This is a genomic window from Levilactobacillus fujinensis, assembly GCF_003946335.1.
In the GTDB taxonomy this organism is placed as follows: domain Bacteria; phylum Bacillota; class Bacilli; order Lactobacillales; family Lactobacillaceae; genus Levilactobacillus; species Levilactobacillus fujinensis.
Map to the genome: position 1 here is coordinate 1 of NZ_RHNX01000039.1, position 22,230 is coordinate 22,230.

The 22,230-nt window shown below is 49.1% G+C and carries 18 protein-coding genes and 1 other RNA gene; 6 read left to right on the plus strand and 13 right to left on the minus strand.

Annotation, left to right across the window (positions count from 1 at the left end):
- Positions 1-95: 95 nt before the first annotated feature.
- The 7 genes from EKM89_RS11770 to EKM89_RS11800 form a co-directional block, all read right to left on the minus strand.
- Positions 96-287, minus strand: a complete 192-nt coding sequence (locus tag EKM89_RS11770; RefSeq protein WP_125688742.1) for a hypothetical protein — start codon at positions 285-287, stop codon at positions 96-98.
- 114 nt (positions 288-401) lie between these two features.
- A complete protein-coding gene (locus EKM89_RS11775) occupies positions 402-1,745 on the minus strand; it encodes an ammonium transporter (protein ID WP_125688744.1) in 1,344 nt (447 codons plus the stop codon).
- A gap of 462 nt (positions 1,746-2,207) precedes the next feature.
- Positions 2,208-2,582 carry an HIT family protein gene (locus tag EKM89_RS11780; protein WP_125688746.1) on the minus strand — a complete coding sequence of 125 codons (375 nt, stop codon included), beginning with the start codon at positions 2,580-2,582 and terminating at the stop codon, positions 2,208-2,210.
- A gap of 5 nt (positions 2,583-2,587) precedes the next feature.
- The gene (locus EKM89_RS11785) at positions 2,588-3,730 is read right to left on the minus strand and encodes a THUMP domain-containing class I SAM-dependent RNA methyltransferase (RefSeq protein ID WP_125688748.1); all 1,143 of its coding nucleotides are present in this window, start codon (positions 3,728-3,730) and stop codon (positions 2,588-2,590) included.
- Positions 3,731-3,982: 252 nt separating this feature from the next.
- An RNA gene (rnpB, locus tag EKM89_RS11790) (RNase P RNA component class B) lies at positions 3,983-4,362 on the minus strand.
- A gap of 19 nt (positions 4,363-4,381) precedes the next feature.
- Positions 4,382-4,735: a cell division regulator GpsB gene (gene gpsB, locus EKM89_RS11795; protein ID WP_125688750.1), complete on the minus strand. Its 354-nt coding sequence runs from the start codon at positions 4,733-4,735 to the stop codon at positions 4,382-4,384.
- A gap of 55 nt (positions 4,736-4,790) precedes the next feature.
- A complete protein-coding gene (locus EKM89_RS11800) occupies positions 4,791-5,360 on the minus strand; it encodes a DUF1273 domain-containing protein (RefSeq protein WP_125688752.1) in 570 nt (189 codons plus the stop codon).
- 806 nt (positions 5,361-6,166) lie between these two features.
- On the opposite strand from EKM89_RS11800, the gene recU reads away from it, so the two are divergent.
- Positions 6,167-6,769, plus strand: coding sequence for a Holliday junction resolvase RecU (gene recU / locus EKM89_RS11805; protein WP_125688754.1), 603 nt, complete (start codon positions 6,167-6,169; stop codon positions 6,767-6,769).
- A gap of 48 nt (positions 6,770-6,817) precedes the next feature.
- Positions 6,818-9,121 carry a transglycosylase domain-containing protein gene (locus EKM89_RS11810; protein WP_125688756.1) on the plus strand — a complete coding sequence of 768 codons (2,304 nt, stop codon included), beginning with the start codon at positions 6,818-6,820 and terminating at the stop codon, positions 9,119-9,121.
- 72 nt (positions 9,122-9,193) lie between these two features.
- Here the strand turns inward: EKM89_RS11810 and EKM89_RS11815 are convergent, their stop codons facing one another.
- From EKM89_RS11815 to EKM89_RS11845, 6 genes are all read right to left on the minus strand, one after another.
- Positions 9,194-10,132 (minus strand): LacI family DNA-binding transcriptional regulator, encoded by a 939-nt coding sequence (locus EKM89_RS11815; protein ID WP_125688758.1) that lies wholly within the window; start codon positions 10,130-10,132, stop codon positions 9,194-9,196.
- A 341-nt stretch (positions 10,133-10,473) separates the two neighbouring features.
- On the minus strand, positions 10,474-11,268 hold the full coding sequence (locus EKM89_RS11820) for a Cof-type HAD-IIB family hydrolase (RefSeq protein WP_125688760.1): 795 nt from the start codon (positions 11,266-11,268) through the stop codon (positions 10,474-10,476).
- Between the two features lie 492 nt (positions 11,269-11,760).
- Positions 11,761-12,462 carry a DnaD domain-containing protein gene (locus EKM89_RS11830; protein ID WP_125688764.1) on the minus strand — a complete coding sequence of 234 codons (702 nt, stop codon included), beginning with the start codon at positions 12,460-12,462 and terminating at the stop codon, positions 11,761-11,763.
- Positions 12,463-12,583: 121 nt separating this feature from the next.
- A complete protein-coding gene (locus EKM89_RS11835; RefSeq protein WP_125688766.1) occupies positions 12,584-13,759 on the minus strand; it encodes a pyridoxal phosphate-dependent aminotransferase in 1,176 nt (391 codons plus the stop codon).
- A 24-nt stretch (positions 13,760-13,783) separates the two neighbouring features.
- Entirely contained in the window at positions 13,784-14,287 is a 504-nt protein-coding gene (locus EKM89_RS11840) for a cell wall elongation regulator TseB-like domain-containing protein (RefSeq protein ID WP_125688768.1), read from the minus strand.
- 48 nt (positions 14,288-14,335) lie between these two features.
- On the minus strand, positions 14,336-17,176 hold the full coding sequence (locus tag EKM89_RS11845) for a helicase C-terminal domain-containing protein (protein ID WP_125688770.1): 2,841 nt from the start codon (positions 17,174-17,176) through the stop codon (positions 14,336-14,338).
- Positions 17,177-17,797: 621 nt separating this feature from the next.
- Here EKM89_RS11845 and mvk point away from each other — a divergent pair.
- The 4 genes from mvk (at position 17,798) to fni (ending at position 22,062) form a co-directional block, all read left to right on the plus strand.
- Positions 17,798-18,745: a mevalonate kinase gene (gene mvk, locus EKM89_RS11850; RefSeq protein WP_125688772.1), complete on the plus strand. Its 948-nt coding sequence runs from the start codon at positions 17,798-17,800 to the stop codon at positions 18,743-18,745.
- The gene (mvaD, locus tag EKM89_RS11855; protein ID WP_125688774.1) at positions 18,742-19,716 is read left to right on the plus strand and encodes a diphosphomevalonate decarboxylase; all 975 of its coding nucleotides are present in this window, start codon (positions 18,742-18,744) and stop codon (positions 19,714-19,716) included. The genes mvk and mvaD overlap by 4 nt, the downstream gene beginning before the upstream one ends.
- 218 nt (positions 19,717-19,934) lie before the next feature.
- Complete coding sequence (locus tag EKM89_RS11860) at positions 19,935-21,008, plus strand: phosphomevalonate kinase (RefSeq protein WP_125688776.1); 1,074 nt, start codon at positions 19,935-19,937, stop codon at positions 21,006-21,008.
- A 16-nt stretch (positions 21,009-21,024) separates the two neighbouring features.
- Positions 21,025-22,062 carry a type 2 isopentenyl-diphosphate Delta-isomerase gene (fni, locus tag EKM89_RS11865; RefSeq protein WP_125688778.1) on the plus strand — a complete coding sequence of 346 codons (1,038 nt, stop codon included), beginning with the start codon at positions 21,025-21,027 and terminating at the stop codon, positions 22,060-22,062.
- Positions 22,063-22,230: the final 168 nt, after the last annotated feature.

Genomic DNA, 22,230 nt, shown 5'->3' on the forward strand with positions numbered 1-22,230 from the left:
TCATACAAAAAGAGCCCTAATCACCAAGTGATTAGAACTCCAATATTTTGTTCACCAACAACAGTTGACGAAGAACCCCTTATTTTGCCTATCATTTAAGCTTCACGCTCATTCTTTTTGGATGATTTTTCTAACCAGTTTTCAATGCTGTAGCAGGCTAGACCGAGGATCGCGAATACTAGTGGAAAAGCTACCCACAGCACCGACTTCATTAGCATGAGTACCAAGCTTAATAACCCCACTGCCAGAACAACCAAGACGATCAAAGCAATCTTGTCTTTTGTCATTTTAATTTCCCCCAAACTAAGTTAAAGCTCTGTGGCCCCTAACCACACCCGTAGCTTACCAGAAAAAATGATTCACGACAATCATCTTGACCAAACTTAAGAAAGTTGCTAACTTTAGTTGCCATTATTATGATTGGACTGAACTGTTGGGTGTTGAAGCCGTTGCAGTTGCCCCTTGAATTCCGGTGCATAGAGTTCCTGATCGGGATGAAAATCTGCTAGCCGTTCGCTCAAACCTACCGTGTAGTCAGCCTGTTCGCCATGTTCACCTTGATCCAAACCTAAACGCTCCTCAGTCGCATCAACACGCATTGGCGTCAGCCGCCGTAAAATCAAGATCAAGACACTTCCCATCACGGCAACCAAGGCAATCGTAAAACCAGTCGCTACTAGTTGAATGCCCAGTAGGTGCCAACCGCCACCATAAGCCAGTCCATTTTGTGTAATCGTCGGGTTCACAGCCTTAGTCGCAAAAATCCCCGTCAGGATGCTGCCGACGATGCCGCTCACCCCGTGGCAACCAAAAGCGTCCAGCGCATCGTCCACGCCCAATCGTGGCTTCAACAGTTGAATGAACCCGTAGCTAGCTAACGTTGCCAGTGCACCGATTGCCACGGACCCCATAATGGTCACATAACCAGCAGCCGGTGTAATGGCGACCAGCCCACAGAGCGTACCAGTACAGACACCGACCAGGGTTGGCTTGCCCGTCGTCCAGATATCCAAGAACATCCAGACGACCATAGCCGTCGCCGTCGCCACGGTACTGGTGAGTGCTGCTTGCATGGCGACACCGTTAACGGCTAAAGCACTACCTGCGTTAAAACCATACCAGCCGATCCACAAGATGGCCGTTCCCAGCAGGACCCATGGCAAATTGTAGTGTTGCGTTGGGGTGTTTTTGGCTAACCGTGGTCCTAGCCAAGCCGACAAGACCAGTGCTGTGACTCCCGCGTTGATGTGGACGACTGTCCCTCCGGCGAAATCCAACACGCCCAATTTAGCTAACCACCCAGCTGGGCTCCAAACTAAATGGACCATCGGATAATAGATGCACACGGACCACAAAACTAGAAAAATCAGGAGGAACTTGAAACGAATCCGGCCGACTACTGCCCCGACGAATAGTGCCGGCGTGATGATGGCAAACATCATTTGAAACAGGGAGTAGACCCCCACCGGAATATGGCTAGCCGTTAAACTAGTCAACCTGACGCCGGCCATAAACGCGTGGTTCAAGTTGCCCACAAATCCGCCGATGTTTCCGGAAAAAGCTAACGTGTACCCTAGGAATACCCAGAGTAAGATGGCAACACCGGTCATAATAAAGACCGATAGCATCGTGTTGACCACGTTTTTCTCGGACACCAGTCCACCATAGAAGAAAGCCAATCCTGGAGTCATGAATAAAACTAAAATACTCGCGATAATGACAAATGCCGTGTTTGCAAGATTCATCAGCGACGCCCTCTCTTTTACCTTTGATGTTAGAAATTATAACACCAGTTTTCAGAAAAAAAAGGGCGTGCACCTCAAAGTGGCTTCGTTTGCCGGGTAATTTAACGAACAAAAGGGCGCTTCAACCGCCGCCGCATGCCATTAGGTGTTTTTGAAAATTTAATGTTAGATTTTATAACACGAACCATTATTTACCAGGTACGGCTGAACCTTATCTGGCTTCCATTTTTGACCCAAGCCTGCCCTTTGACTGGAATCGTTCCCCATAGCAAGCGGAATCCCTGGCAGCCGGCGTGCGACCACTACCACTAATTTAGCGAGAAAAATTTTTTAATATCACAAGAGTAGCGTGAACATTTTAATCTCTTTAGCCTTTAATCATCCTTTCAAAAAAAGAGCTAACTTCAAGATTTCGGCAGTTACCGTAACCTTGAAATTAGCTCTAAATATTTTTAATTTTTTCTACCACTCACGCACGGCTCGAGGAATCATTTTTCGAATTCCCCCACGCGGATCCTTCACATCACCCTTATAACGGGGAATCAGGTGAATATGGGCGTGTTGAACCGTTTGCCCGGCCGCAGCATCCACGTTGATGCCGATATTATACCCAGCTGGATGAAATTTATCATCCAGAAAGTCCTTAGCAGCAAACATTAAGGCGTCCATCGCCTGTCGTGTTTCCGCTGGCACATCAAAGTAAGTGGTGTAGTGCTGCTTGGGCACGATCAGCAGATGGCCTTCGCGTACGGGGTGCAAGTCCCAGAATGCCTTGGCTAGTTCATTTTCTAAAACCAGTTCGTCCTTTTGACAAAAAATGCAGTCCGCTTTAATCATGAGAATTACCCCTTGTGGCGTGGCTTCCGTTGGGCCCAGAATTGGAAGTAGTCAGTCCGCAATGCCCCGTTGTACAGTTTTCGTGTCTTCGTAGCTTTTTGACCGTAGAAATGTTCAAATTCCAGATCGGCTGTCAAAATGTATTTCGACCAATCCGTCAACGGCTTAAAGACCTGACCCATTTGCTTGTAAAGCTCCCGCACGCTGGCTTGGTCACTTAACCGTTCCCCATAGGGTGGATTGGCAACGATGATTCCGTGTTGTAAGTCCGTTTTAAAATCTTGTACGGCTAATTGACTGAAGGTCACGTCTTGTGACAGGCCCGCTTCCTGTGCATTCCGCTTAGCGATTTCAACCATGTTTTCATCAATATCAGAGCCAAAGATCTGCAGTGGCGTATCATAATCCGCCTTGGCATCAGCTTCGTCGCGAACCTTGTCACTCAGTTCTTGTGGTACCCAGTCCCAACTCTCACAGGTAAAGTCCCGATTAAAACCAGGGGCCAAGTTCCGACCGATCATAGCAGCTTCAATGGGAATCGTCCCAGAACCACACACGGGATCCCAAAATGGCATGTCCTTGTGCCAACTGGTCAACGCAATCAAGGCTGCGGCCATGTTTTCCTTCAGCGGCGCGCTTCCCTTGCCGACCCGATATCCCCGCTTAAACAGACTTGACCCGGTCGTGTCCAGCGTTAACATCACGTGATCCTTGTCGATCATGACTTCCAACGGATAGGTCGCCCCAGTTTCGGGCATCCGTGTCCGCCGGTGATAAACAGCTGCTAGCTTCGTGGCGACGGCCTTCTTCACAATAGCCTGCGCATCTGGCACACTATGTAGCTGTGACTTCTTTGAGCGGCCTTCGACAGGAAATGCCGCGTCCATTGGCAACAACTCGTCCCAAGCGACAGCTTTTGTGGCTTCGAATAGTTCATCAAAGGTTACGGCGTCAAATTCAGCGACAATGATCCGCACCCGATCAGCCGTCCGGAGCCAAAGGTTGGCACGTAAAATGTCTTCAATGGTGCCATCGAAACGCACCCGGCCATTTTCGACCTGTGTCTCGTACCCCAGATCGCGTAATTCACGCCCCGCAATGGCCTCAATTCCACTGGCGGTTGCTGCGTATAAATGAAATTTCTTCATAAAGTCCTCCTTGGTTAAAAAAGTTTGCTTACTAAGTTCTAATTAAACATTCCGTTGCGCCACGGATAACCCGTTACCGGTATCTTCTAGACGCAATCGGGACAACTGAATAGTGAATCACAGACTTGGCGAGTTTCAAGAAATAATTTAACTCATCGTTTTCTCTCGTCCTCTCAGCCGTGGGCAATTAACCCAATTATAGCTACAAAAAAAGGCGGGAGCAAGCTCCCACCCACCTGACATGGTGTAAATCCCTGTAAGCCATGTTTTGTACCGCTTAATCATTTCAGGCAAACAACTAAGTGGCAGTAATCATCTATCTCGAGAGTTTCCTCTCCCCCCACATTTCGTTCATTTCCATATGTGAAGCGCCCCTACCAAAAGTTTGGGTTGCCCGCTCGAGGGGTTTACCGCGTTCCACCGCCTAGATTTCCCTAGACGTATCGTCACTGTGGCACTTTTCAGGGATACTCGGGCATAGCCGAAGCCTTAGCCGTTTTTTCCCGCCGTAACGTTATTGCTAACGTCCCCCGGCTTATTTTTTCACCGAGCACGAACACTACAGACATCTCAGTCTGTGCGAGCATGGACTTTCCTCAGCCGACATAAGCCGACCGCGATTACTCAGGATTTACACCAGTCTTTATAATTCTACAAACGATGTGACTCGTTTGGATCATTATCTAATTGTGAACCGAAAACGTGCCGTTCCAAATTGGATAGCCGCTTCAAAATGTCCATATTGGTCACATTTGAAGTTGCTGAGCTGGTCGTTGAAGCTACCGGCTGACTGCCACCTACTTGCACTTGCTTCGTAAGTTCGTCAACCTTTGCCAATAACCGTTCGTTTTCGTCTTGAAGCCGTTGATTCTCCTTTACAAAGGTGTCGTAATCCTTAATAACGTTGTCTAAGAAGCTATCAACATCATCGGGATCGTAACCACGCATTTTCTGACGAAATTGCTTTTGTAAAATCTCCTTGGGAGTAAAATTAACGTTTTCCATTGATCATTACACCTCGTTATCGTAATCAAACCGGCGATATCTATAATACCAGTTTTTACTCGAATTGGGAACCATTATTTAAATTTTCTTGATATTCGTTGGCACTTTCCTGTAACCAGTCCATGTCAACCAACGTCAAAGGATACGCGTGACGCTCTTGATAGCGCTTTACAGCCTCGTAATCATATTTCGGTTTTCCTTCAACCTCTAAATCATAAACCATGACCGCCTCATCCGTATGGGCCAACATAAATTCTTGATAGTTTCTTAACTGTTGGGGCCCATGATAAGGTTGCTCACTAACCGACTGGTGAAAATCGACGCGACTGGTCACTGCGGCATATTGCGCTTGATTAGCCTCGTTCCAATTGTTACCGAACTCAGCAAACGGTGTCATCACGGCCACTTTTAACTCCGGATAGTCCGTTTTTAACGCAATGCCAACCTCAGCAGCCCATTGCTCCACGCCTAATTGGCCACCTGTGATCAACCAGTCCGTGCCATTTTCCACTTTACCGATCAATAATTTTTTCAATGTATCCTTGATTACCAGTAGTTTGGGGTCCTGATTGCCAAAGGTGCCCAATTCGTAGCTCCGATAACCTGTTAACCATAATCGACTCAATCGGCCACCTCCCTTTTTCCCCGAACCATTTGACGCTTAGACCTGGTATAAAATGGCCACATCACGGCTCTGATCGTTTTCTACCCTATCAGACGCTATGCCCTGAAAGTCGACCAACTCTCAATCTGAACCCGCACGCCATCGACGATATCAACACTCCCGCAGGAGACTGAGCGATGAACAAATTGATACACGGTCAGGTTACGTTTAGTCAACAGTGATACTAAGTAGAAGAAAATACTGCTATCTAAAAATTCAAGTACACTTAGCCCTTCACCTATCAGAATATGCCTCCCACAGTTGTTACCGTGACTATTCGTCTAGTTTCTGAGCGAATTTGAAAAATATTTGCCAGACTCGCTGAACAATTAGGTCCAATCATCTTTAGGCAAGGTATACTCTTAGTTTAGCGAAAAATTGTCGGTTGAGCAAATAAATTACGGGTCAACCCGCATTAATCGTAAAAATTTCCAAATGTCTGTAGTCTTCTTCCACTCAGTAAACAACAAAGATTAGCCTTTCTAATTGAAGTTGCTGACGCCAAGTCGACTATCCTAACACTTGTAACAACGGTACTGCGATTTGGATTAGGCGCTACGGGATTTCTAGCAACTAAAGCGCGACTATTTTAACATCGGCCGTATATTTATTTCTTCGTCTTTCGTTAAATTCCTTTTAAATTCAAACAAAATCACCGTCTCAACCGGTTTTAGGAGTTTTTATTTCTAGGTCAGCTTGGTATAATGTCAATAACTGGGCCATAAACTGAAAGCTACGGTTTTCAAGCGAAGGAGTGTGAGGAGTCGATGACTATTCGGTATCCCAATGGGAATACCTATCAAGCACCAACAGCAAAAACGGGGCCCCGGTTCCCTAGCACCTACACGAACTATGGTAAGCGTGGCATGACGCTAGAAGAGGAACTCAACGAAAGTAATACTTACTATGAAACTAACGGGGTAGCCGTCGTGCATAAGAAACCGACCCCCATTCGGATCGTTAAGGTCGATTATCCCAAACGGAGCGCGGCCGTCATCAAGGAAGCTTACTTCAGTACCGCTTCCACGACCGACTACAACGGTGTTTACCAGGGTCATTACCTGGACTTTGACGCCAAAGAGACCCGCAACAAGGGATCCTTTCCGTTAAAGAACTTCCACCAACACCAGATTGACCACATGCGTGCTTGCATGGCTCAAAGTGGTATCTGTTTTGCCATTATTAAATTTGTCGAACGTCAAGAAGTCTTCCTATACCGTGCAACTGACCTCTTCACCTTCTGGGACGAGCAAGCTAACGGCGGTCGCAAATCCATTCCCTATTCGGAGATTGTGGCTCACGGTATTCGTATTCCCGTAGGACTTCAGCCCCCGATTCCATATCTCAAAGCCGTGGATCAGCTTCTCTAAGGCCACATATTGTAGAAGCGAACACGTTTAAACGCAAAGGAGATTACCATGTCTAGTAACAATTCAACCCGTGAGACCCGGATGAGCCGCAATGCCGACCACCAACCGAGTCCCCAACGTCCGCATCACGGTTGGCGCCTATTTCGCCGCATCCTATTTATTATTGTCGCAATTGGCGTTTTTGCCATCGTGGCTGGCGCCGGCCTTTTCTTTTTCTACGCACAAAGCGCGCCTAAAATTACGCAAAGTGCGCTGTCATCCGATGCTTCCACGCGAGTCTACGATGCTAACGGCAACGTTATTTCACGATTGGGCGCCCAAAACCGAACTTATGTAAAGTCCAAGAACATCCCTGACACGTTAAAGGCCGCCGTCGTTTCCACTGAAGACCGGCGTTTCTACCAAAACAACGGGGTCGACCCCATCCGAATCTTGGGTGCTGCCTTCGCCAACGTGTCCGGTTCTTCGCTGGGAATGCAAGGTGGAAGTACCTTAACTCAGCAACTGGTCAAGCTGTCTGTCTTCTCAACGGCTGCTTCCGACCGGACGCTGAAACGTAAGGCCCAAGAAGCCTGGTTAGCCCTCCAAGTTGATCACAAATACTCAAAAGATCAGATTTTGGAATACTACATCAACAAGGTTTATATGGGCAATGGTGTCTACGGGATGCAAACAGCCGCGCAATACTACTACGGCACATCTCTAAAGAACCTCTCATTGCCACAATTGGCGTTGCTAGCTGGGATGCCACAATCACCAACCAACTACGACCCAACGACCTACCCCGCTACTGCTAAGAAGCGGCGGGACTTGGTGTTGGCAGCCATGGCCAAAAATAAGGTCATCACGACCACCCAGGCTCAAGAAGCCGAATCTGTTAGCATCAAGAATGGGTTGTCTTCCATTCACCAAACTACAGCCTCCACAAGTGCGAAGACGACTAAGGTCATTGACGCCTATCTCAAACAGGTCTATGCCGAACTGAAGTCCAAAGGGTATAACACAACGACCGGTGGCCTAAAGGTCTACACGAACTTAAATATGGACGCCCAACAGAAACTTTATAACATTGCTAATACCAGTGCCTACATTGCCTACCCATCCGACAAGTTCCAGATTGGCTCGACCATCGTCAACCCGAACAACGGGAAAGTCGTTGCCATGATTGGTGGCCGAAAGACCGGTAACGTCACGTTCGGACTGAACCGAGCCGTACAAACTGGTCGGTCGAGTGCATCAACGGCAAAACCACTGATGGATTATGGTCCCGCCATTGAATACCTCAACTACCCAACCTATGAACCGGTCAAGGATACTGCCTTCACCTACCCCGGAACCGACAAGAAACTTTACGACTGGGATAAGCAATATCAAGGCACCATCACCATGCGCAAGGCGCTCTACGAATCACGGAACATTCCTGCCATTCGGACCTTGCAAAACGTCGGTATTAGCAAGGCCACAACCTTCTTGAAAGGTTTAGGGATGACTTTTGACAAGACCCTAACCCTGCAAAATGGGATTGGCCTGTACATCTCGACCGAACAGGAAGCCGCAGCCTATGCCGCCTTCGCTAATGGCGGGACCTACTATAAGCCATATCTGGTCTCCAAGGTGGTCACTCAAGACGGTAAGGCCCACAACTACTCGGCAACCGGTAAACGTGCCATGTCCGCCGCAACAGCGTTCATGCTGACCGATATGATGAAGGACGTCATGACTAATGAAAACGGATCAGGTCGTTCTGCCGCTATTTCTGGCCTGTATCAAGCTGGTAAGACCGGGACGGACTCCTACCCAGACGATTACGCGGACAAGGTTCCAGATGGCGCAACAATGGATTCCTGGTTCACCGGATACACCAAGAGTTATGCCGTCTCCGTTTGGACCGGTTACGATAAGCAGTTCCAAACAGGCCATTACGTAAGTGAAGCGGAAACCAAGATTGCTCAGGAAATTTACAAGTATGAGATGAGCTATCTTGCCCAAAACGCGCCGAACACTGATTGGACCAAGCCAAGCACGGTCACCGAAACGACGCAGAATAATAATAAGGAATACTATATTACAGGTCACGCCGGAACGGTTGCGGACACCACGTCCACCAGTCAGTATGGGTCAACCAATACGACGAGCTCCTCGGCTTACAGTAGCAACAGTCAGGTCACAACGAGTTCCAGTTCGTCTCGAGTCAGTTCATCGACGACCGAATCTAGCACCAGCAAGGAATCTTCCAGCACGGAACAGACCCCTGGTGGCAACGGTAACGACGACACCACGAATAGTAGCTCCACGACTACTTCGTCTGCCAGTTCCACCACGCAGACCCCTGATAGCAACAGTAATAGTTAAACTATGTAATAAAGAGATCGCCAGTAAGCAGTCAGACTTTGACTGCTTACTGGTGATCTCTTTTGTTTCTCTCTAACGTAGTATGAGCTCAGCAGGTATCGGAATCTGTTTAATCTCCCCCGTTGCAGCTAAATCAAATGCCGCCTGACCAACGCGCTGAAAATGGTGGGTGATTGTTGGCAATCCGAGTAGCCTGCCAGACAATTGATTTTCCTGCCCCATCAATGGCGGGACCATCATTCGCTGGTCTCGATAGCACTGCCGAATACCGGCCGCAATATCATCACCGTTACTGAAGATAAACTCTGGTGAGCTTCCCTGGCTAATCCACTGTTCAGCCGCAACATAGCCGTCTTGAAAAGTCGTCACTGCCGTTTTAAGTAACTCTGGTGCCGGCAACTCCCCAAAAACACAACGATAGGTTGCTAAGGTCAGTTGACTTGTTGCACTTAACTCGTCTGAACGACTCAAGGTTAACGCAATCCGCCGATAGCCCTGCGCTTTGATCCATCGGAAAGCCTGCTGATAAGCCGGTTCCCGTAAAGAATACGTAGCGGCTAGCGATTCATCGCCTGGATTTTCACAACAGACGACCGCCCCATACTTTTGGTAGCGTTTGAGTGTCCCGAGGGGAATGGCCCGTGAGGTAAAAATCAAAGCGTCAAAGGCTTTCCGATGAAGTTGTTCAAGATAACCTCGTTCTAGATCTGCATCGTATTTAGATTGCAGCAAAACAACATTATATTCTGCCGCAAACGCCGCGGTCAGGATACCATTAAAGATTTGTGTGAAATAGGGATGGTTGAGATGTGGCACCACGACCCCCACGTTAGCCGTTCTTCCCTGACTAAGATCCCGAGCAATCTCATTCGGTGCATAATCGAGCTTAGCAACTACGCCATCGATTCTAGTCTGGGCCGCCATCGAAACATAGCCACTGTGATTAATTGCGCGCGATACAGTTGCCGGTGAATACCCTGCTAAGCGTGCAATATCTTTAATATTCGCCATTAGTTATCCCTTTCTGCATATCAGACTGAAGACATGAAAATTCCAAAATACGCATTCTAACTGTTGTCACAACGATACGAAATTAAAATTGAGCACCGTTGACCAGCCATCGCCTTACCGTGGTCAGTCTAAAATAACATGGACCATGCCTTATAGAAACATTATTGATTTACGCTAAATACAGCATTTGGTTGCAATTTAATGTTCGAAATGGACGTGCACAATCGGAGCCGAAGACGGCCAGGGATGCAGCTAGCCATGTTGACGCTGCCAAATTTTAATCTCAGTCTAGCTGTTACAACAGGCATACTAGGTGTTTTAGAGCGTTCGACCTTTAGATATCAGATTAGAAAATGAGTCATCCCATAGGCTACACCGTCTTCATCGTTAGTTTTAGTCACATATCGTCCAATCGCTTGAATTTCAGCCGGTGCATTTCCCATTACTATTGGCATTCCCACCATTCTCAGCATGGGCAAATCGTTATGACCGTCACCAAATGCAGCTGCGTCCACCGCTGAAAGAGCTGTTTGGTTTAATAAATACGCAATTCCTTGTGACTTTATCGCCAATTTACTGGTTATTTCCAAATATGCTTGACCAGACCGCTTTATACTAACAGGCAAGTCCGCCGTGACCAAGACCCGCTGCAAAGATGCCATCATTGCTGAATCATCGATGATCACCATAATTTTCAATAATTGGCGTGTCTCCGCTAACTCAGCCAGTGGAACGCCAACTATAATCGGTGTTTGATGCGTTAACGCCTGCTCGTGCAAGATTCCGGAGTCCACCTGAGCAGCATACCAATTGTCCTGATCATAACAGCTCACGCTTACTGAAGGAAAATCACGTTTAAGTCGACTCAAGATGACTGTACTGGCGTCTCTTGGAATAAAATGGCACTGTAAAGCCTGTGGTTGGCCTGGATAAAAAATCATCCCACCGTTAAAAGCAATCTGCGGTGCGGTCAATCCCAATTGCTTAATGGCATTTGCCATTTCCAATGGTGCACGCGCTGATACCAGGGTCACTGGAATCTGACTCTGACGAACCACCTGTCTTGTTACTGGGCTAAGCTCCCCACAACTATTTAATAGAGTTCCATCCATGTCTGTAAAGATATGCTTGATCATCTTATTATGCTCCTTCCACCCTCGCTAAAATTAGTATAGCGTGTGGAACGCGTTTCATAGCAAGTGAAAAATTGGCAATTGGGATTTAGTGATTGGAACTGACGTGCACAATCGGAGCCGACGGTAGTTAGAGAACATTCCTAGCCGTGTCGACAATGTTCATGTTAATCGGTGGTCTCGGCTTGATCTGCTTGGAAAACACATGATCTTGGCGGCTTTCAGGCGAGCCCGTCCTTTGGCCGGCGGCATTCCCCCGACTCCCTGGTAGCCAGAGTGTAACCACTACCCCTAATTTAGCGGTAAAAATCTCTGCAGTCACAGGAGCAATATGACTATTTTAGCCTTCACCCTTTAGTACCTTTAACCAAAAAGATCAGCCCGCAACTCATGCCGGACTGATCAGATGATACTCACCAAATAACGTAAACTCAGTTAAAAAGACACAATTTACGGCATCCAGCCACATGATAAACTTTATGCCGGCCGGACAGTCTAGTTATCCGTCAACTTAAAAATGGGAATATCTGGAATTTGTGAACTTGGCTGACCTACGTTGCTTGCCGCTGAGCGTCGGGGTTCCTGACGCTCCTTTTCTCGCTGTACCTGAGCAGCCGTCTTTAAGTTCTTCTTTTCCCAACTCAGTAGGATGCGATCCATATATTTTAAACTGTACGCTTGACTCAAGACAGCCTCCTTTAAGGCTAATTGAATGAGTTCTGGGCGGTAATGGTCTTCATCCAACCACTGACTAATACTTTCCATTTCTAGTGGTGACAGTGGCCGGCCAAATTCCGTTTCAATTTGATTAAAAACTGTTGATCGGTCATTTGTTGTCTCCTGTTTTACCTCTTTTTGAACTGTCTGAATATTTAATTGACTCAATTTCTCCGTTAACAGCCGAAAATCATACGTATCCGCCTTTTGTCCCTGTGCATTAGTCACACTAGTAATCGTCATCAACTTTGCGGTAATCATCTCATGGAGCAACTGGTAAACACGTTGTTTATCCCAGCCCAACCGTGTGGCAATGCTTTCTGCTTCCGGGAGTTGTTCGCCACGGTCCATTTGTCGGCGTAACTGCAGGTAAACTAGGAGCTGATCCGTGGTCATCCCCACTTCGCGAAAATGGTCGAGTAAGTAATTGGCAACGCTGGTTTGGCCAGCCTGAATATAACGCGTCATAAAATCTGCCATGCGTTGACCTCCTTAATTTTCAAGTCTTAACTAGTCTAACACGTTCTACGACTCGTCACGAAATGAAACGACCGAAACCCACTTGCGGTCCGGTCGTTAAGTCATTGTTGCTTTAATTGATTCATTCCATGAAGCTTTTTAACCGCTGTAATGCTGTCTTCAACGTATCTAAGTCTGTCGCGTAACTGAGCCGGATGTGTCCAGGAAGGCCAAAGGCTTCGCCAGTCACGACCGCAATATGCGCGTCGTTCAGCAATGCTGCCACAAAGTCATCAGTTGTTGTGTAACCCTTCATCGCCATAGCCGCCGTCACATCCGGAAACAGATAGAACGCGCCCTGTGGCTTAGTAGTGAGCTTGAATCCCGGTACCGCCGCTAGAAGCGGGTAAACCACGTCTAAGCGTTGTTTAAACCCCTCCTTCATCTTGGCCACGGGAGCCTGGTCGCCAGTCAATGCCGCGACAGCTGCCGCCTGACTGACTGCCGCCGCGTTACCGGTCATGTGTGACAACCCATTTTTTAGTGCCGTCATCACATTCACGGGCCCCACGGCATATCCGATACGCCAGCCGGTCATGGCATACGTTTTCGACACGCCATTGACCAGAATCGTATGAGCGGCAATCTCATCGCCCAACGTCAACATGGACGGTACCGGAACTGGCCCGTCATAAACCAATTCACCATAAATTTCATCCGCAATGATGATCAGGTCGTGGGCCACCGCCCACTTTCCAATCGCCTGCAGTTCGGCGGCCGTGTACACCAAGCCACTTGGGTTCTGCGGTGAGTTTAGAACGATTGCTTTGGTTGCCGCAGTCACCGCAACGGATAATTGCTCTGGTGTGACCTTCAATGTAGCCGTTGGGGCGACCTCAACGGGCCGGCCACCAGCCAGTTTGACCTGTTCGGCATAGCTGACCCAGTACGGTGCCGGCAACAAGACTTCGTCGCCAGGATCAAGTAAGGTTTGAAATAACGCGTACAGCGCCATCTTAGCCCCGGTCGTTACGACGACCTGCTCCGCGGTCACATCCACCCGTTGGCTCTCCTTGAGCCGCTGGACAATGGCTTCTCGAAGCGCTGGTGTCCCGGCCGTTGCTGTATAGCTGTTGACCTGGTTAGCACGAATCGCCGTGACTGCAGCCTCACGAATCGCTGCTGGCGTTGGATAATCTGGTTGACCGACACTGAGATTGATCACGTCCACACCCTGAGCCCGTAATTGTGCGGCCTGTTGCCCCGTCTTTAACGTAGCTGAGGGGCGCACGCCACACGCGCGTTGTGATAATTGCATAGTGAGTCCTCCTCTCGGTTGCGATTAGATGTTGGAAATCTGCTGCAAAACTTTCCCATTACTGTACTGGAAAGTCAGATAACACAGCTTGCCAGATTGGTTCAGGTAACTGACCTGCCAGGCTGGTTTACCATTAAAAATACTCAATGCCGCAGCCAAGACTTTCTTCGGATTACGTTTCCAGACTTGTTCAAGCACCGTATTGCGAGACAAGCCCGCACTTTGTTTCAATACCGTCACGTTGTTACCCGTCTTAGGAACAATCGCGTAGACCGCTTGTTGGGCCTTATTTTTACCCGCAACCGTATAATAAGTCGTATTTAAATTTGTCCAGTAAAAGTCACTGGTACTCGTCAGATGGCCAGACTTTTTTGCCACCGTTTCGGCGTGCGTCTGCATCTGACTCAGTGGCTTACTGGCCTTGCTGATCACGTAACCACCGCCCAGTAACAGTGCCAGGATCACGACTAAGATACTCAGTAGCACCCAGTGACGTGGCCGGCGACGCCGCTGATATTGTTGTCTCATCAATTTATATCGTACTCCCTTGTCAAATTTCAATCTTTGTCAATTATATCAAACTTCGGGAGGGGTCACCGAGTTGTCCGTGCTTTTTTCAAAAAAATTAATTAAACCTTGGGCAATGACGCTCACATCCCCAGTCGTCTTTGGTAGATCATCCGGTAACGCCCGCAAGATGCTCTGTCCGTACTGGCGTTCCAACACACGTTGGTCCAATAGAACAATGGCGCCGCGGTCGTTCGGCGTCCGAATTAACCGTCCGATTCCCTGCCGTAATTTCAATGTTGCCGATGGCAAGGCCGCATTGTAAAACGGATTCTTCCCGGCCGCCTCTAGACGGGCATAATTGGCCTTAACAAATACACGGTCCGGTGAATCGAATGGTAGCCGCGTCACAATCAATAGTTCCAGTTGCTCAGCCGGGAGATCGATGCCTTCCCAGAAACTAGCTGCTCCTAACAAGATGGCGCCATGGCTGGTGGCAAACCGTTTCGCAATTCGTTCACGACTACCACTAATGCCCTGTGCAAAAATTTCGCGTTGGGCGAATTCTGGTTGTTGGGTCAACTGTTGGTAAACCTGTTCAATCACGCTTAACGAGTTAAACAACACCAGTGTCTGTTTATTGACAGCCCCGGCCATCTGTGTGATTGCCGCCGTCAAGTATGTCACATAATCCTCGGGTGACACGCGCGCCAAGTTCGGGCCAGTGTCACTGATAAACAATTCGGCCTGCGTACCATAGTCAAAGCTTGACCGCATCCGGTGGGTCACCGTGACGTCACGATCCAAGTCAAATTGATCCAAGATGTACTGCGACCGTCCAGAAGAAAACAGTGTCGCCCCCGTCAAGAGGACTGGTTGGAATCCAGCATACAGATGGTGGCGTAAGAACCCTTCCGTTGCCAGCAAGCCGCTTGCCATTTGGAGACTATTACGGTCCCCAACGTGATTGATTGTCAGCCAAAAAAGGCTGGCAGGCGCTTGGTCACCGACTTGTTTTAAAATCATCAGCAACCGACTCATTTGGTCATCAAAGAGATGAATCCGCGTGTCGACCTGCTCAAACAAGTAACGTTGTGACGCCGCAAAGCGATCCTGTTGTTGATCGTAGCGCTGACGTAAATCGCCTAATGCTGCTAATAACTCATTGGTCGCCCGAGTCGCCGTTTCGACTGCAGTTCCCTGTTGCAGCTCAGTTGCAAGCTCTGCCGCAGGAATCAATTCCTCAATAATTTGATTGTGGTTGTTGACTCGTTTGTTCGCTAGGAAGCGCAAAAAGAGTTGCTTGATCAACTGATTCAACTGTGTCTCCAACGTTTCACTAGCCACTAAGATACGTTGCAAGCTCGTTAACGCCGCAGCATCCCCACCAAAAAGGGTCATCAAGCTCGGCCCAATTTCACGGCTGATGTCGCGTTCAACGTGATGGAGCTCATTGATCAGTTGGGAGAATTTAACCTGAGTGCGGCGCTGTTTCAACGTGCTGTCCGGTAAATGTTGTGCCTCATCGACCACCAGATAGGGCTGGTGGAGTCGTTCTCCTAACGCTAACGCGTGCTCACTAAGATAGGCGTGGTTGACGATAATAAATTGGGCTTGTTCCATCCGCTGGTCACGGCGGCGCAAGAAATCGTCCTCATAAAAAGGACTGTCCGCAGTAACCGTGCCTTCATGGATGATCTCTTGAAAATAAGGTGCTCGGTACGTCGCGAGATGCAACTCGTCGAGATCCCCGGTCGTGGTCATCGTTAACCAGACCAGCAATCGCAGCTTAAGGAGCTGCGTCTGTTTCGACGTCTCGGCCACCTTGAGGGTCGTTGCGAACCGTTGTAGGTCCAGGTAATGTTGACTTCCCTTGACCAATACAGCATTGACGGTAAAGGTCACGATTTGTTTGAGTAACGGAATCGTTTGGTCTAACAATTGTTCCTGCAGTAGTGTGGTTGCGGTACTGATGACAACGGGTTTTCCCGTCTGGCTCAGATAAGCCATCGGCAACACGTAGCCCAGACTCTTCCCAATCCCCGTAGGTGCCTCGATGATCATCTGTTTGACCGGATGTTGGTCGGCCGCCGAATAGTTGTTGTAGATATAATTCATCATTTTAGCCTGTTCAGGCCGCCACTCCAGATTATCCGGCATCAACTTTTGCTTCTGCTTCTTGGTCTTGGGATACTTACTAGGCGTTGCTAACGTGCTAGTTGGCAAGGATACCGCCTGGCGTAAAGCTAAGCCATTCTTGATATACAAATAATCCGGTAACTTCCGCGGACTGGCCGCATTGAGTCGCTGGGCTTCGTTGAATAGGTCGGCCGTCTGCAGCGGTAAATCCGGGTGCAGATCGATCATCTGCTGCAAGGTGACTACGGGTAAGGCTCGCAACCGCCGAAACAGAAAAATAAACAATTCGGCGGTCGCACTGGCATCACTGTCGGCGGAATGCGGATTGTCATGTTCGATATTAAAGTACCCACTGAGATCCCGCAAACGAAAGCTTGGCGCAGTCGGTAGTAAGATTTGACTCAGAGAGACCGTGTCCACCGCCGCAATCGTTAACTCTGGATAACCTACCCGCGAAAATTCGGCGTTAATAAACGGCAAATCAAAATTAACGTTGTGGGCTACAAAAACCGTGTTAGTCAGTAGGCTGTAAAGCGTACCTGCCACGTCGTCAAATAAGGGCGCATGTCGCACCCGTTTGTTCGTGATACCCGTCAACCGAGAAATCGCTGCCGGAATCTCCCGCAACGGATTGACGTCCGTTTCAAAGTGATTGATAATCTGGTTATGTTGGACGAAGACGCACCCGACTTGGATAATGCGGTCGCCATCTGTCACACTGGTTCCAGTAGTCTCGATATCGACTACCGCGTAAACCGTGTCTTTATCCATAGTATGCTCACCAATTTCTGCACAATTTGCGATAATAACTGGCACTATAATACACCACTTAGCCGGCCAACGCTACGCTAGAGTTTCTTTCACTAGATGCTTTAGACTGAGTCACGCCTTGCTGACAGCCTTATCTGGCGTAACTGATTCACCACATAATTTCACACCGCCACTGTTCAAACCCTTTTGAAACGTGTAATATGACAGGGCTAACTAATCTAAGTGATTTTGATTTGATTGCTGTACTAATAAACTAGCGTTCTGCGATTATGCCTTTCCGTCGCATGCTTTATGGTTAAACTATCGAGTTAAACTTAGCGTACAGCCCAATTACACGACCGCTGACCAGCTAGTCACGCCATAAAGCTGCGACCTTCCGAGAACGACTAACCGCCCAACCAATAGATCCAACCTAGGTTACACTTCACGTTTGACTGGTAGCCGCTGTGCGGACTAGGCAATCATCGCATCATTCCCCCTGTTTTTCGGTATACTTTCTATAGAAAGGCTTAATTTTTCGCCGATTCCAGGATTTTGATGAGCAAAACTAGCGTAAGAGCAATCAGTAGAGTATGATATTCTGGTAAAATAAAAATCGATGTAGAAAGTGAGCGAGATATCTTGGGTAGAACCACGATTGGGAAAAGTAACGCAAAAATCATTCTCATTGGGGAGCACAGCGTGGTGTTCGGCCAACCCGCCATTGCCCTACCCCTGCCCTCGGTCACCACAACGGTCGTCATGAGTCAGACGACACACGGCCAAACGCTGTCTAGTCGCTATTTTGACGGACCAATTGTGCAAATGGGCCAAAACTTAGCCGGTGTAGCTGCTTTGATTCAGGCACTGTTGACGCGCTTTGATGCACAAGACACGTTCTTTCACATAGCCATCACCAGCGACCTCCCCGCAGAACGCGGCATGGGGTCTTCTGCGGCCGTCGCCGTTGCTATTACCCGGGCGATGTACGCCTACTTTCAGCGGCCGCTGACACGTGATCTGTTACTCGCAACTGTCGATATTGCTGAGAAAATCACCCACGGAAATCCGAGTGGCTTAGATGCTGCCACGGCTAGTTCCGATGTGCCCATCTGGTTTGTCCCCCATCAGGAGACCCTCCAGATTCCATTCACCCTGCAGGGCTACCTAGTTATCGCGGATAGCGGTATCAAGGGACAAACTGGCAGGGCCGTCGCAGCCGTTGCCCGGCGTAAAACGGCCTTCGCTCAGGAAACGAACGCACAGATCAGCAGACTGGGCCAACTCAGCACTGCCGCGCGCCAAGCCCTGGCAACTCCTGATTTACCCCAGTTGGGCCACATCTTAAATGATGCCCAGCAACAACTAGCCGGTCTAGGCGTTAGTTCAACCGAGCTCAACCATTTGACGCAAGTTGCACTCACGGCTGGGGCTTTCGGCGCGAAACTGACCGGGGGCGGCATGGGGGGATGCCTGATTGCCCTATGTCCTGACCGAGTCACAACTGAACACGTTAAAAATAGTTTACTCGCAGCCGGTGCCACCGATACATGGACGGAAGCCTTTAATCTCGAGGAGGAACACCAATGAACCCAGCGGTCACTGCACGTGCACATACCAACATTGCCCTCGTAAAATATTGGGGCAAGGCCGACACCGACCTCATCATTCCCCAAACGAGTAGCCTGTCACTCACCCTGGATCAGTTCTATACAGATACCACGGTACAGTTTGACGACCACCTGACCGCAGACGAAATCAGGGTAAATGATCACCTTCTTTCCGCCACCGCTGGTCAAAAAGTACATAAATTTCTTAACCTGGTGCGCGAGCAGACCCAGCGCACCTCTTTTGCGCGTGTAACGTCCGTTAACCACGTGCCAACCGCGGCCGGCCTCGCGTCTTCGGCCTCGGCATTTGCAGCGTTGGCCGGAGCGGCCAGCCGCGCAGCCGGGCTCAACCTTGACCGCACGGCGCTGTCACGTTTAGCACGACGCGGCTCCGGCTCCGCTACCCGCTCCATCTTTGGTGGCTTTGTCGAATGGCAGGCCGGTCACGACGACGCAAGCTCATTTGCCAAGCCTCTCGAAGAAGACGTTAATTGGCCAATTGCCATGGTGGCACTAGTCTTAGACGCTCACCGCAAGAAAATTAGCTCACGGCAAGGCATGCAAACTAGTGTGACCACCTCGCCCTATTACTCAGCCTGGAAAGACGTGGTTGCTCACGACTTGGTGGCTATCAAACCAGCCATCCTTGCCCGTGACTTTATCACGACCGGCGAGATTCTGGAGGCCAACGCCATGCGGATGCATGCCCTCACGTTGAGCTCACAACCGCCATATAGTTATTTCAATGGCGATACGTTAGCCGCCATGCAAACCGTTCAGCAACTCCGTGACACTGGTATCGCCTGTTACTACACTCTCGATGCTGGCCCCAATGTGAAGGTCTTCTGCCAAGTCGCAGACTTACCGGTCATCACTGAACACTTCGCCCAACAGTTTGGTGCACAAAACGTCATTGTCGCACACCCTGGCCCGGGCATTCAATTTAACTGAAGGTTGAGATTGACGTACACAATCAGAGCCGGAAGCCTGTCCGCTGGTCGGACGCGTTCCCCACTGGTAATCGGCGTACGGCTGTTTTCACTAATTTAGCCGTAACAATTCCTACTGAACGTAAGTGTAATGTGACTAATTTGGCTTTCAACCTTTAGAATTCAACTAAAAACTCTACAAAAATACTTATTTAATCGTTACAGAAGGGACCTGATTTTTTGATTTCCGTGAAAGCACCCGGGAAACTCTATATTGCTGGCGAATACGCTGTGGTCGAACCGGGATATCCGGCGATCATCGTCGCACTAAACCAATTTGTGACCGTTTCAATTGCGCCCAGTCAAGACTACGGTCGCATCGCTTCCAAACAATACCAAGAGAACTCCCTCTACTGGCAACGCCAGGGATCAGAGCTCGTCTTTGACAACCGGGACAATCCCTTCCACTACATTTTGTCTGCCATTCGTTTGACGGAGCAATACGCACAGTCGTTGGGTAAACCTTTGACCATTTACCATTTAAACGTCAACAGTGACCTAGATAGTGCCGACGGCAAAAAATATGGGCTGGGCTCCTCGGCTGCCGTGACCGTTGCCACCGTGAAGGCCCTCTGTCAGTTCTACGATATCCCCATGACTAAGGACCGATTATTCAAACTATCTGCAATCGCCCACCTGGATGTCCAAGGCAATGGATCATTAGGTGACATTGCCGCTTCCGTTTACGGTGGCTGGATCGCTTATCAAGCCTTTGATCGAGATTGGTTAGCTTCCGCCCGGCGTGAACTAAGCCTAACCCAGCTTTTACAAACGGCGTGGCCAGGCTTACAGATTGAATTGTTAACGCCACCGGAACCACTCCGCCTGATGATCGGCTGGACCGGAACCCCCGCTTCGACCTCGCACTTAGTGGACAAGATTGCCCTCTTCAAAGCCACTCGCCGCAAGGACTACCACACCTTTCTCCGTGAGAGTCGCGCGTGTTTACAGCGAATGATTCAAGGCTTTCACGATCAAGACCTAGACGCCATTCAAAAGGAGATCGAAGTCAATCGACAATTGCTGAATCGCTTAGCCAACCTGAGTAACGTCACTATTGAAACAGAACTTCTCAAGACCATGTGTGACATTGCCGTTCACGTTGGTGGGGCTGCCAAGTCTTCCGGTGCCGGTGGTGGCGATTGCGGCATCGTGATCATCAACGCCGCCAAAGACCTTGCTCATTTGCTCCACGAATGGGAAGCCCGCGGCATTGAACCACTCAAATTAAACGTCCATCACGTCATCGAATAATTAAGGAGCCGATACCATGGACCTCTCACGTCACGCCCATCGCAAGGATGAACACCTGTCCCTCGCCGAAAAGTTTTATACGCCAGCCACCACTAGTCAATTTGACCAGCTCCGCTTTGTTCATCAAAGTTTACCGGAAATGAGTGTTGCCGACGTGGATCTTCATTCACACTTGGGACCCTTAGCGTTGCCCGTCCCCCTGCTAATTGAGGCGATGACTGGTGGCAGTCCGCGCACGGGTAAGGTCAATGCTGCACTGGGTCGCATTGCGGCTGCAACGGGCATGCCCGTTGCGACTGGCTCACAAAGTATCGCCCTGCAGGATGACGACGCAATTGCGACCTTCACGCCGTTACGAGAAAATAACCCAGATGGCATCGTGTTTGCCAATATGGGCGCGGGTCACACGGTAGCCCAAGCACAACGGGTTATCGACATGTTGGCCGCTGACGCCATCGAGATTCACGTCAACGTCGCTCAGGAACTGGTCATGCCCGAGGGCGACCGCGAGTTCCACTGGCTGGATAGCATTGGTGAAGTCGTGGCGGGCGTCAACGTCCCGGTCATTGTGAAAGAAGTTGGCTTCGGTATGGCGCGGGAAACCCTCCAGCAATTAGCCAAAATCGGTGTGCAGTACGTCGACTTGAGCGGCCGGGGTGGTACCAACTTTGTTCAAATCGAGAACTTTCGCCGATCCGAAAAGGAACTGAGCTACTTAGATGGTTGGGGCCAATCAACCGTGGAATCCCTACTTGAAGCCCGTGCTGTTCCACAGCTTCAAGTGGTCGCTACGGGTGGCATTCGCCAACCGTTGGACGCAGCCAAAGCCTTAGCACTTGGCGCCAATTTAGTTGGTAGCGCTGGTCAAATTCTCCACAGTCTGATTAAGACTAACGAGGAAACCACAACAACCATGCTATTAGAGTGGCAAAGTGGGCTCCGGCGCATAATGACCTTGCTTGGGTGCTACAACTTGGCGACACTAAAGCAACAGCGACTTTTACTCTTTCCTGAGCTAGAGGGCTACTGTCGACAACGTCACCTCACTTACTAAATTAGAATTTAAAAAGAGTCGGCGGAATGTTAAATTTCCGCTGACTCTTTTAAGTTGTTCAATCCTGATTTAACAACATCTTGCTATTAACGGTTCTTCGTCAACTGTTGTTGGTGAACAAAATATTGGAGTTCTAATCACTTGGTGATTAGGGCTCTTTTTGTATGA

What these genes read in the sequence shown, in the direction of transcription:
- EKM89_RS11830 (WP_125688764.1), bottom strand. Translation starts at nt 12,462, where the DNA reads ATGGCAGATTTTATGACGCGTTATATTCAGGCTGGCCAAACCAGCGTT.
- gpsB (WP_125688750.1), bottom strand. Translation starts at nt 4,735, where the DNA reads ATGGAAAACGTTAATTTTACTCCCAAGGAGATTTTACAAAAGCAATTT.
- EKM89_RS11835 (WP_125688766.1), bottom strand. Translation starts at nt 13,759, where the DNA reads ATGCAATTATCACAACGCGCGTGTGGCGTGCGCCCCTCAGCTACGTTA.
- mvaD (WP_125688774.1), top strand. Translation starts at nt 18,742, where the DNA reads ATGAACCCAGCGGTCACTGCACGTGCACATACCAACATTGCCCTCGTA.
- EKM89_RS11845 (WP_125688770.1), bottom strand. Translation starts at nt 17,176, where the DNA reads ATGGATAAAGACACGGTTTACGCGGTAGTCGATATCGAGACTACTGGA.
- EKM89_RS11820 (WP_125688760.1), bottom strand. Translation starts at nt 11,268, where the DNA reads ATGATCAAGCATATCTTTACAGACATGGATGGAACTCTATTAAATAGT.
- fni (WP_125688778.1), top strand. Translation starts at nt 21,025, where the DNA reads ATGGACCTCTCACGTCACGCCCATCGCAAGGATGAACACCTGTCCCTC.
- EKM89_RS11840 (WP_125688768.1), bottom strand. Translation starts at nt 14,287, where the DNA reads ATGAGACAACAATATCAGCGGCGTCGCCGGCCACGTCACTGGGTGCTA.
- EKM89_RS11810 (WP_125688756.1), top strand. Translation starts at nt 6,818, where the DNA reads ATGTCTAGTAACAATTCAACCCGTGAGACCCGGATGAGCCGCAATGCC.
- EKM89_RS11775 (WP_125688744.1), bottom strand. Translation starts at nt 1,745, where the DNA reads ATGAATCTTGCAAACACGGCATTTGTCATTATCGCGAGTATTTTAGTT.
- recU (WP_125688754.1), top strand. Translation starts at nt 6,167, where the DNA reads ATGACTATTCGGTATCCCAATGGGAATACCTATCAAGCACCAACAGCA.
- EKM89_RS11785 (WP_125688748.1), bottom strand. Translation starts at nt 3,730, where the DNA reads ATGAAGAAATTTCATTTATACGCAGCAACCGCCAGTGGAATTGAGGCC.
- EKM89_RS11780 (WP_125688746.1), bottom strand. Translation starts at nt 2,582, where the DNA reads ATGATTAAAGCGGACTGCATTTTTTGTCAAAAGGACGAACTGGTTTTA.
- EKM89_RS11815 (WP_125688758.1), bottom strand. Translation starts at nt 10,132, where the DNA reads ATGGCGAATATTAAAGATATTGCACGCTTAGCAGGGTATTCACCGGCA.
- EKM89_RS11770 (WP_125688742.1), bottom strand. Translation starts at nt 287, where the DNA reads ATGACAAAAGACAAGATTGCTTTGATCGTCTTGGTTGTTCTGGCAGTG.